Source organism: Pseudoalteromonas sp. SG43-8, from assembly GCF_014164245.1.
In the GTDB taxonomy this organism is placed as follows: Bacteria; Pseudomonadota; Gammaproteobacteria; order Enterobacterales; family Alteromonadaceae; genus Pseudoalteromonas; species Pseudoalteromonas distincta.
Map to the genome: position 1 here is coordinate 1 of NZ_JACJEX010000026.1, position 10,926 is coordinate 10,926.

At 39.4% G+C, this 10,926-nt stretch carries 9 protein-coding genes; 5 read left to right on the plus strand and 4 right to left on the minus strand.

The window, feature by feature from the left end:
- Positions 1 to 159: 159 nt before the first annotated feature.
- The 3 genes from dxs to H5122_RS19875 form a co-directional block, all read right to left on the minus strand.
- On the minus strand, positions 160 to 2,022 hold the full coding sequence (gene dxs / locus H5122_RS19865) for a 1-deoxy-D-xylulose-5-phosphate synthase (RefSeq protein WP_182683027.1): 1,863 nt from the start codon (positions 2,020 to 2,022) through the stop codon (positions 160 to 162).
- Between the two features lie 105 nt (positions 2,023 to 2,127).
- On the minus strand, positions 2,128 to 3,015 hold the full coding sequence (gene ispA, locus H5122_RS19870; RefSeq protein WP_024597198.1) for a (2E,6E)-farnesyl diphosphate synthase: 888 nt from the start codon (positions 3,013 to 3,015) through the stop codon (positions 2,128 to 2,130).
- 2 nt (positions 3,016 to 3,017) lie between these two features.
- Complete coding sequence (locus tag H5122_RS19875; protein ID WP_002961738.1) at positions 3,018 to 3,260, minus strand: exodeoxyribonuclease VII small subunit; 243 nt, start codon at positions 3,258 to 3,260, stop codon at positions 3,018 to 3,020.
- A 321-nt stretch (positions 3,261 to 3,581) separates the two neighbouring features.
- On the opposite strand from H5122_RS19875, the gene pomA reads away from it, so the two are divergent.
- The 4 genes from pomA to H5122_RS19895 all read left to right on the plus strand — a co-directional run bounded on the left by pomA (position 3,582) and on the right by H5122_RS19895 (position 7,977).
- A complete protein-coding gene (gene pomA / locus H5122_RS19880) occupies positions 3,582 to 4,349 on the plus strand; it encodes a flagellar motor protein PomA (protein WP_024597197.1) in 768 nt (255 codons plus the stop codon).
- A 2-nt stretch (positions 4,350 to 4,351) separates the two neighbouring features.
- A complete protein-coding gene (locus H5122_RS19885) occupies positions 4,352 to 5,272 on the plus strand; it encodes a flagellar motor protein MotB (RefSeq protein ID WP_182673124.1) in 921 nt (306 codons plus the stop codon).
- 213 nt (positions 5,273 to 5,485) lie between these two features.
- Entirely contained in the window at positions 5,486 to 5,986 is a 501-nt protein-coding gene (locus H5122_RS19890) for a hypothetical protein (RefSeq protein ID WP_002961730.1), read from the plus strand.
- Positions 5,987 to 6,036: 50 nt separating this feature from the next.
- Entirely contained in the window at positions 6,037 to 7,977 is a 1,941-nt protein-coding gene (locus tag H5122_RS19895) for a DNA topoisomerase III (RefSeq protein WP_182683028.1), read from the plus strand.
- Positions 7,978 to 8,044: 67 nt separating this feature from the next.
- Here the strand turns inward: H5122_RS19895 and H5122_RS19900 are convergent, their stop codons facing one another.
- Positions 8,045 to 9,355, minus strand: coding sequence for a M20 family metallopeptidase (locus H5122_RS19900; RefSeq protein WP_182683029.1), 1,311 nt, complete (start codon positions 9,353 to 9,355; stop codon positions 8,045 to 8,047).
- 111 nt (positions 9,356 to 9,466) lie between these two features.
- Here H5122_RS19900 and H5122_RS19905 point away from each other — a divergent pair, with 111 nt between their 5' ends.
- Positions 9,467 to 10,324, plus strand: a complete 858-nt coding sequence (locus tag H5122_RS19905) for a tetratricopeptide repeat protein (protein WP_182683030.1) — start codon at positions 9,467 to 9,469, stop codon at positions 10,322 to 10,324.
- Positions 10,325 to 10,926 lie beyond the last annotated feature (602 nt).

A 10,926-nucleotide genomic window follows, 5' to 3' on the forward strand; every position in this document is an offset into this window, starting at 1 on the left:
AAGTGTTGCTTGCAGTGCTTGTTCTATATTCACAAAAAAATCCGTAGTTAGTTTCCTAACTACGGATTTTGCATGATCGTTTGGATCGGTCAACCGGTCATTTTCTTAACTGATCGGCATTAGCCTTGAGGCTCCTTTTTAATAAACTAAGTAAATAGCTTAAGCGATAAACGCCTTAATAGCGTTTAATATTCCTTGCTCGCCTAATCCCATTTCATCGTGCATTTCATCTTGCGTGCCGTGTTTAATAAACTCATCTGGAATACCTAAGTTAAGGATATTAATATCAGCCTTTTGCGTTGCCAAGTATTCGTTAACTGCAGAGCCGGCACCGCCAGCAATAGCATTATCTTCAAGGGTTACAATTACATCGTGGCTAGTTGCAAGCTCATTTAAAAGTGCAGTATCAAGTGGTTTAATAAAACGCATATTAACAAGCGTTGCATCTAATTCGTTAGCAGCAAGCTGTGCATTATCAAGTAATGTACCAAATGATAAAATTGCAATTTTACTGCCTTTCTTAATTGTATCTGCCTTACCTATTTCAAGCAGTTGCATAGTGCTTCCAATGTCTGCAGTACCTGCGCTACCTCGAGGGTAACGAACTGCAACAGGGCAGTTTGCTTTATAACCGGTGTATAGCATTTGGCGGCATTCGTTGGTGTCGCTTGGTGCCATAATTACCATATTTGGAATACAGCGCATAAAGCTTAAATCGTACGCACCTTGGTGAGTTTCACCATCGGCTCCAACAATACCAGCGCGGTCAATGGCAAATAATACAGGTAAGTTTTGCAGTGCAACATCATGTATTAATTGGTCATACGCACGTTGTAAAAAGCTCGAGTAAATAGCAACAACAGGTTTTAAACCTTCACAAGCAAAACCAGCCGCTAAAGTAACTGCATGCTGCTCTGCAATGGCCACATCAAAGTATTGATCTGGAAACTCTTTAGAAAAACGTACCATGCCAGAGCCTTCGCGCATTGCTGGCGTAATAGCCATTAACTTGCTGTCTTGCTTTGCCATGTCGCATAACCAATCGCCAAAAACTTTTGAAAAAGTAGCAGCGCTAGGTTTAGATTTAGGCAGGCTAGTTGTGCTTGGGTCGAATTTTGGTACGCCATGGTAGCCAATAGGATCGGCTTCAGCCGGTTTGTAGCCCTTACCTTTTTGCGTTTTTATATGTAAAAGCTGTGGGCCTTTTAAATTACGCATATTACGTAATGTATCTACAAGCATGTTTACATCGTGACCATCAATTGGGCCTATGTAATTTAGGCCTAATTCTTCAAAGAAGGTCCCCGGGATCATCATGCCTTTAATGTGCTCTTCCATTTTACTGGCAAGTTGCTTTACCGGAGGCACACCTGAGAGTAACTTTTTACTACCTTCACGAATGTTAGTATAAAAGCTACCTGATAAAATTCGGGCAAAGTGATTTGTTAATGCGCCAACATTTTCAGAAATCGACATTTCGTTATCATTTAAAATAATAAGCATGTCTGATTTTACATCACCTAAATGATTCATCGCTTCAAATGCCATGCCTGCGGTTATAGCTCCGTCACCAATAATGGCTACAGATTTTCGACCTTTGCCTTCTTTTTGGGCGGCAATAGACATACCTAAGGCAGCTGAAATAGAGGTGCTTGAATGGCCTACGCTAAACGTATCGTATTGGCTTTCATCGCGAAAAGGAAAAGGGTGCAAACCGTCTTTTTGACGAATAGTGTGCATTTGGTCGCGACGACCTGTAAGGATTTTATGTGGATAAGCTTGGTGACCCACATCCCAAACTAGGCGATCGTCTGGAGTGTTATAAACATAATGTAGCGCAACGGTTAGTTCAACCGTCCCTAAACCAGACGCTAGATGACCGCTACTTTGCGATACTGAGTTGAGTAAATAATCGCGCAGCTCATTGCTAAATGCAGGGAGTTTGTCTTGCGCTAAGTCACGCAATTGGGCTGGCTCGTCAACCAAATTAAGTAATGGATACTTGCTACTATCAAGTGTCATGGTTTTATATATATCCTTCGCTAACATTAATTCATTCAAAGCTTTTACGAATAATTAATGTTGAGTAATAATGTCAGTGCTAATTGCAATACGTATGAGCAAAAATTAGTGGTCACGCTCAATTAGGTAATTTGCTAGCGACGCAAGAAGTGTTGTGTCAGCATCTATATTTGCCAACGCTTCATGGGCTTGTTGTATTAAATTTTGCGCCTTTTCTTTAGCGCCTAGCATACCTAATAACGCCGGATATGTCGCTTTATTCGCGGCAATATCGGAGCCTTGTGGTTTACCTAAAGTAACCGTATCGCCTTCAACATCTAAAATGTCGTCGTGTACTTGAAACGCCAGCCCTATAGCATACCCAAAAATGCTTAAATTTTCTAAGGTTTGTTGATCTGCCTTTTCACTGCACAGTGCACCAAGTGTAATTGCACAATTAATTAAAGCTCCGGTTTTTAGCTTATGTATTCGCTCAAGCTCTTGTACGGTAATTACTTTATCTGTTGCTGCTATGTCAAGACCTTGTCCGCCTACCATGCCCTCAAGGCCTGATGCGTTGGCAAGCGTAGCAATCATTTTTACTTGTGTTTGCGACGAGCATGTAAATTTGTGATTCGCAATAAGCTCAAAGGCGAGTGTTTGTAGGGCATCACCGGCTAAAATTGCATTTGCCTCGCCAAATTCTATATGGCAAGTAGGGCGGCCACGGCGTAAGTCGTCATCGTCCATAGCGGGCAAATCATCATGAACTAGCGAATAGCTATGGATACACTCAATTGCAGCTGCAAGTACATGTAAGTCTTGCTGGTTTGCACCGAGCATTTTACCTGTAGCATAAACTAAAAATGGACGTAATCTTTTACCGCCATTAAATAATCCATACTGGGTGGCGTTCTTGACTGTTTCTTCAGTATCGAGAGGCTGTTTAAAATGCTGTTGTAAGGTCGCTACTACATCTTTTTGAGCACGTTCGATATAATTATTTATGCTCACAGCTATTCCATATCATTATCAAAATTCGTAAGAACTGACTTTTCGCCATTCCCCATCAAAATTGATACTTTTTGTTCTGCTTGCTGTAATTTACCTGATGAAGCACTTGCTAATGCAATTCCACGCTCAAATTGCTTTAACGATTGCTCAAGCGATAAGTCACCTTGTTCCATGTCACTAACGATTGTAGATAATTCTTCTAGTGCTTGTTCGAAACTTAAGTTTTCAGGTTTTTTAGTCGCCATCTTTATTTCAGCTTACATAATAAATTTAGGGGTCAATTTTAGGGGGAATGCTAAACTAGGTCAAAGGATGATATTGGTTTTTTACCTTTATAACGTTAAATTATATTTCAAGTGTATTAATAAAGCCTTAATAGCGGTCTGTTAGTTTAATAAATCAATTGATAATTAGGTAGCCCTTATAACTTGATCTAAAATAGTGCTAAAGGCTGCTTTTTATGTTTATTTATAAAAATGGCTTAAGCAATTCAATATGTTGCCGATAAGCAGTTAATAATAAAAGTTTATGATAAGGCCATTAAGCATGAAACTTCTGGAGGAAATGTGGATTTAGCAACCATAATCGGGATCCTAGGCGCAATTGGCTTAATTGTCATGTCTATGTTTATGAGTAGTAGCGGTGAAATGGCTATGTTTGCCGATGCTCCTTCTAGTGTAATTGTATTTGGTGGTTCACTTTTCATTGTTTTATCAAATTTCACCATGTCACAGTTTTTGGGTATAGGTAAAGTTGTTGCTAAAGCGTTTATGTTTAAAATTGAAACGCCAGAAGAACTTATTGAAAAAGCAGTAGAACTTGCTGATTCAGCTCGTAAAGGGGGCTTTTTAGCACTCGAAGAAGCTGAAATCCCAAATCCATTTATGCGCAAAGGCGTCGACATGCTTGTTGATGGCCATGACGCAGATGTTGTTCGCGCCACACTTCAAAAAGACATCTCTTTAACCACGACTCGACATGAAATGGGCGCAGGCTTATTTAAGTCATTAGCCGATATTGCACCAGCAATGGGAATGATTGGTACTCTAATTGGCTTAGTTGCAATGTTATCTAACATGGATGACCCAAAAGCAATTGGCCCGGCAATGGCGGTAGCGCTTTTAACAACTTTATATGGTGCGTTTTTAGCCAATGTTGTGGCAATTCCTATTCAGGTAAAACTTGAACTGCGTAAAGACGAAGAGGCTATGAATCAGCGTTTAATTTTAGATGCTATTTTAGGTATACAAGATGGCCAAAATCCAAAAGTAATCGAAGGTATTTTGAAAAATTACTTAGCTGAATCTAAACGAAAAGTAGATACCGAGGAGTAATTATGTCTGATCAAGAGTGCAAATGCCCACCACCAGGCCTACCAGCATGGATGGGAACGTTTGCCGATTTAATGTCACTGTTAATGTGCTTTTTTGTACTCTTGCTTGCGTTTTCAGAAATGGATGTACTTAAGTTTAAACAAATTGCGGGCTCTATGAAGTTTGCTTTTGGTGTGCAGAATAAAATTGAAGTAAAAGATATCCCTAAAGGTACCTCTGTTATTGCTATGGAGTTTACCCCAGGCAAACCAGAACCCACTCCAATAGAAACTATTCAACAACAAACAGTAGAAATGACTCAACAAATGTTAGAGTTTCAGGCTGGAGATGAAAGCTCAGCTGGCGGCAGGCAAGAACAACGCGGGGACAAACGTGGTGGAGAATCGCGAAGCACTTCACAAGAGCAGTCGTCAGAGCAAGCAACTTCAGCTGCGGATCAAGAACAAACAAATGAGTTAGTTAAAAAAATAGCGCAACAACTCGAAAAGCAAATTATAGATGGTGCAATAGAGCTTGAATCATTAGGGCAGCAAATTATTATTCGTATTCGTGAAAATGGCTCATTTCCCTCGGGTAGTGCGTTTTTACAACCTAAATTTAAACCTATTATTCAAGATATTGGTGAGCTGCTAAAAGATGTACCTGGCGAAATTACTGTTTCGGGGCATACCGATGATTTTCAGGTTTCAAACGAGTTATATATTAATAATTGGGACTTATCGTCAAAGCGTGCTGTAGCAGTTGCAAGCGAACTACAAACAGTGCAAGGGTTTGATAAAAACCGCATGATGGTAGTAGGGCGCGCCGATACTCGCCCACTTGTACCAAACGATTCAAATGAAGACCGCCGAAGAAACCGTCGTGTAGAAATATCAATTCTACAAGGTAAGGCTAAAGAGTCTGATCCGATTGACGTGCGTTAAGATAGAGCTTGACGCTATCGCTTATTGAATAAGTTTCACTTTAAGGTACTTTGTTCGTTTAAGTACCTTGGCAATCCTATTGTTTTAGCTTAAAGTACATTTCCTTAACATATGTGATGGAGTTTCTGTGAAAATAATCAATAAATATTGTGGCATGCCAGGTAATGGTGATGGTACAGATGACGATAAAAAAACAAAGTAAGGCTGAGTGTTTTGCCTGAATGGTTTTTGTATATTGTTAGTATTTTAAGTAAAAGCTGGGTTTTAATGCTAAGCCCAGCTATTTTTATATTTTTTGTATTTAAAGATCGCCTAGCCTTTCGATTTGTATTACTGACCGCAGCTTTTTTCCTCTTTGGTAACCTAACTGCTTCAAGCCTAAGAGGGTTTGATGACATTTATATTTATCGTTATTTAGTTTGGGCGCTAACAGATATTATTTGGATGGCACTTATCGCTTACTGGGGGATAAAAGATAAAGTGTACCTATGGCAATGTGCTATTGGTCAATTGGTAGTTATTGGTGCACCTATATTGCAACTATTCCGCTTAGTTGATCGTCATTTATGGGATTTAGCTTACAGTACTGCTGTTTATCAGACTCTAATACCATTTATCAACATAGCCACAGTTGTTGTGTGTTATTTACCTCTAATTATTCTTTTCACTAAACAAGGTAGTTTTAGGGCAAAAGATAAAACTCCCCACCTTTAAAATAGCTGTGCTAAACTACTGTTTATATGAACAGTGAGTGAGCGGCTCCCATGAACCTCTACATTGCAGAAAAACCATCATTAGGCAGAGCAATTGCCGATGCCTTACCAAAACCACATAAAAAACACGATGGCTATATAGAAGTCGCTAACGGAGATTGTGTCTCGTGGTGTATAGGGCATTTACTAGAACAAGCAGAGCCCGATGATTACGATGAGCGCTTTAAAAAGTGGCAGTTTGATCACTTACCTATAATACCTGAGCAGTGGAAGTTAAAAGCCAAAACCAAAACTCGCAAACAGCTCACTGTTTTAAAAAAATTAATTAAACAAGCCTCGCAACTTATTCACGCTGGCGATCCAGACCGTGAAGGCCAGCTTCTGGTCGACCAAGTAATAGAAGAAGCTAAAATAAGTCAGGCTAAAAAGCAAAGTACGCAACGTTTACTCATTAGTGATTTAAACTTATCGGCGGTAAAGAAATCATTGGGCGCAATGCGTTCTAATCGAGATTTTATTCCGTTAAGTGTATCTGCTTTAGCGCGCTCTCGTGCTGATTGGCTATTTGGTATGAATTTAACACGTGCATACACACTAGCTGGGCAAAAAGCAGGATTTGGTAATGTGCTTTCGGTAGGGCGGGTTCAAACCCCTATTTTAGGTCTTGTTGTTAATAGAGATAACGAAATAGCGAACTTTGTATCTAAGCCTTTTTACGATGTATTGGCGCATTTGCTTACTCCAGATAACCAGCCATTCATAGCTAAGTGGGTTCCAAGCAAAGCATGTGAGCCACATCAAGATGAAGAAGGGCGAATACTTAACAAAGCTCTTGCAGAAAATGTTGCTTCACGTATTACAAGGCAAAGTGCTGAGCTTACTTCACTCGACCAAAAACAAAAAAAGCAAAGTGCTCCATTACCTTATAATTTATCTGCACTACAAATAGATGCCGCTAAAACATTTGGTATGCCAGCTCAAAAAGTATTGGATATTTGCCAAATACTTTACGAACGTCATAAACTAATTACTTACCCACGCTCAGACAATCGTTATTTACCCAAAGATCACCATCAAGAAGCATCTGCTATTTTAAAGGCAATAAGTGCAAATGGGGGGCAAGGCAGTGAATTAGTAAACGGGGCTGATGTAAAAAAGCGTAGTAAATGTTTTAACGATTCAAAAGTAGCTGCCCATCATGCCATTGTGCCTACGGCTAAGCAGTTAAAGTCAGCGAGTTTGAGCGGTGACGAAGCAAAGGTATATCAATTAATAAGCCGTCATTACTTAATTCAGTTTTATCCCGACTATATATATAACGAAACTAAAGCTGAGGTAATTATTGCTGGTGGGCTTTTTAAAGCAAATGCAAAACAAGATGTAAGCCTGGGCTTTAAGGTATTAATAGGTAAGTCTGAATTAAAAGATGAAGCTACGTTACCTCCTTTAACTAAAGGTATGCCTCTTTTTTGTGAGCAAGGAAAAGTGGTCGAAAAGCATACATCACCTCCTGCTTATTTTACCGATGCTACATTATTGGCTGCGATGACGGGCATTAGCCGTTATGTTAAAGATCCACAAATTAAAAAAGTATTAAAAGACACTGATGGTTTAGGTACGGAGGCAACACGTGCGGGAATAATCGAGTTGCTATTTAAGCGGCGTTTTTTAAAACGTGAAGGTAAGTCAATTAGAGCGACCGAAACGGGACTTGCTCTTATTAGCGTATTACCACAAGGTTTAGCGAGTCCTGATTTAACCGCAAAGTGGGAGTCGAGCTTAGGTGATATTGCACAGCAGGCAATGAGTTATCAGCAATTTTTACAGCCTTTACTTGCTGACCTAAATGGGTTTGTTCAATTAGCAGCAAACTGCGATAGCAATGCATTTGCGAAGTTACCAAAAACCTCACCTAAAAAACGTTTTGCTAAACGAGGTGGAAAAGCGACCTTTAAAAAGTCGAGTTATAAAAAAAGCTCTGTTGCTAGTTAGCAACAGAGCCATTTTATTAAACCATGTTGCTTAATGTTGAATAGGTATTACTTAACCTAAACTCAGGTTACTTATTAAATAAGGCAACAGCAGCGTTACTCATTGCTTTTATTCCAGTAGGAATAGCAACTTTATAATCTGGTGCAAATTTACTAGAGTGTAGAGAAGGGAGTACCTCACCTGTTTTTATTGAATCTGCATATTGTGCTTGGTTTACGCCTCCTAGCCAAAAGAGGGTAATAGGGATATTTTCATCGGTGCGTCCGTATAGGCCAAAATCTTCACCCGCCATTACAGCTTGTGTTTCAAGTACATTAGTATCGCCAATTGCGCTGGAAATAGAGTTTCTAACAATGTCTGTTTGTGCAGGGTTATTATAAGTAGATGGAATAGATTCATCTTCATGTACATATATTACAGGGTAGTTAGATTCATTTAAGCCAGCACTTTGTGCAATACCTGCGGTGATTCGTTTTATTGCTGCTATTTGAGCGCTTCTTACATCGGGGTTATAGCTTCTAAGAGTGAGTTGTAGTTTTACTTCATCCGAAATCACATTATGTTTTGAACCACCATGAATAGACCCCACAGTAATAACAGAAGGCTCAAGCGGTGAAAGCTCTCGGCTTGTGATTGTTTGCAAAGCAAGTACAGTGCGTGCAGCTATAACCACTGGGTCTATAGTTGTATGCGGATAAGCACCATGACCACCTTTACCTTTAATTGTAATATCGACAGAATCTACACTTGCCATCGTGTATTCATTTTTCATTGATACCTTACCAGCGGGGACGCTAGCGCTTACATGTAAAGCAATTATATGATCAGGTTTTGCATATTTACTAAATAGTCCTTCGCTTAACATCGCTTTAGCACCCCCACCTACTTCTTCTGCAGGCTGTGCAACCATCATTAATGTACCTTGCCACTGTTTTTTATGAGCAATTAACTGCTCTGCAGTTCCAATAAAAGAGCTCATGTGGATATCGTGGCCACAGCCGTGCATTACACCTACTTTTGCACCGTGCTCATCTATTACTTTGACTTTTGAGGCATAGGATTTTCCTGTTTGCTCTATAATAGGTAAGCCATCAGTATCAGTGCGGATCATTACTGTCGGCCCCTCACCATTTTTATAAATACCAACTACACCAAAGCCACCTACATTACTTGTTACTTTAAAACCCAGCTGAGTTAATCTATCTGCTATCTTTTTACCTGTTTTTTGTTCGTGATAAGAGAGCTCTGGGGATTGGTGTAAGTCGAGGTAAAACTTTTCAATAGCTGGCATGGCTTTGCTTAAATTCAAATCGAGTCCATTTGCTTGTACTAATGGGCTTGCTAATAAAAGTATTGCACTTAGGTAAGTTAATTTCATATTTTCCCTTATTGTTGAATATGTATACCGAGTGATTTAGGTATATGACTTGTAATTATTATGTTCACCACCATATAAAAACCTAAATAGACGAATATGGCAATCAATTCAATGAGCAACATAGTTAGTATTAATGCGCAAAACCTTCAACAAGTACTCGGTGAAACATCACAACAAAAATTGGTGTTGCTTAACTTTTTCTCTCCTCAAAGTCCTGACTGTATAGGACAGGCTGCAATTTTAGATAAAGTAGCAGCAGAATATGCAAGCTATATAGTAGTAGCAAATCTAGATTGCGATGCAGAACAAGCACTCGCTTCTCAACTTGCGCAACAAGTTGGTCTGCAAACACTGCCTACGCTTGTATTATTAAAAGACTCCGCACCAGTAGATTTACTTGCAGGTGTTCAAAGCGAAGCGCAAATACGCGAAGCCCTAGCAAAGCATTTACCTGCGCAACAAGACTTACTATTAGAACAAGCAAAGCAAGCGTTATTAAAGTCAGATTTAAATGCTGCATTTAATTATGCAAAGCAAGCTTATGAAATAGACAGCGGTAATGCACGTATCAAGTTAGTGCTAGCAGACATATGTATTCAAATTCACAAGGTAGATGAAGCGCAAGCGCTTATAAATACAATAGGTGCACAAGAGCAAGATGCTTACTTTAATAATATTAAAGCAAAATGCGAAGCCGCGCTTGAAGCAAAAGACTCACCAGAGATTAAAGAAAAGCAACAACAAGTAGAAAAGTATCCAAATGACTTAGAACTAAAAGAAGAGCTCAGTATTTTACTTAATGAAGCAGGCAGAAAAGAAGAGGCATTGGATATACTATTTACAGTGCTGCAAAAAGATCTGAACTTCAACGAAGCAAAACCAAGCTTTTTAGCCATTATTGCCTCTTTACCTGATGGCGATGCACTTGCAGCTAAGTATCGTCGCAAGTTATATAGTATTTTATACTAGGGTCTGTTGCTCTTTGCGGATTAAAATTTGTTCAAACTAGGGGGTGTTTAATCGCGGCGCGAGATTTGTAACCTAGTGGGCTAAGTAAAAACCGAGTAACAAAGAGTAAATAGCCCCTAGGAAGAACCCTTTGGGCAGCGCCTGTTTGGCATTAATGCTACGTTATCGCCTATTTATGGGGAGTAACCACACTACATAGGCTCTGCCTTGCCTGAATACCAAACAGGCTGCTGCAAATTTAACCTTGAAAGATAAACAGACACTAGATTCTAATAACTATTACTTTTGAGAAGCACCTACATAAGGTGCTTTTTGCATTTTTAAGGTTTTAATTAATAGCTTTAGTATGGTTTATCTATGTAAAAACAAGAGTTATCAACAGGGCTTTGTGGGTAACTTGTGTTTATCGTGTGCGCTTGCTTGGGGCTTAATTTTAATTACTATTTTATGCAAATAACGCTTGCGTAAAATCCGCCGCTCCCTATAATGCGACCCCACTGAGACGGGAAACAGCAACGCATAGCGAGGCACGAACAACTCAGGGTGTTAAGTAAAACTTAGATTGAATCTTTTTAGAAAGTTTAAATTTAAGTGTTGACAAA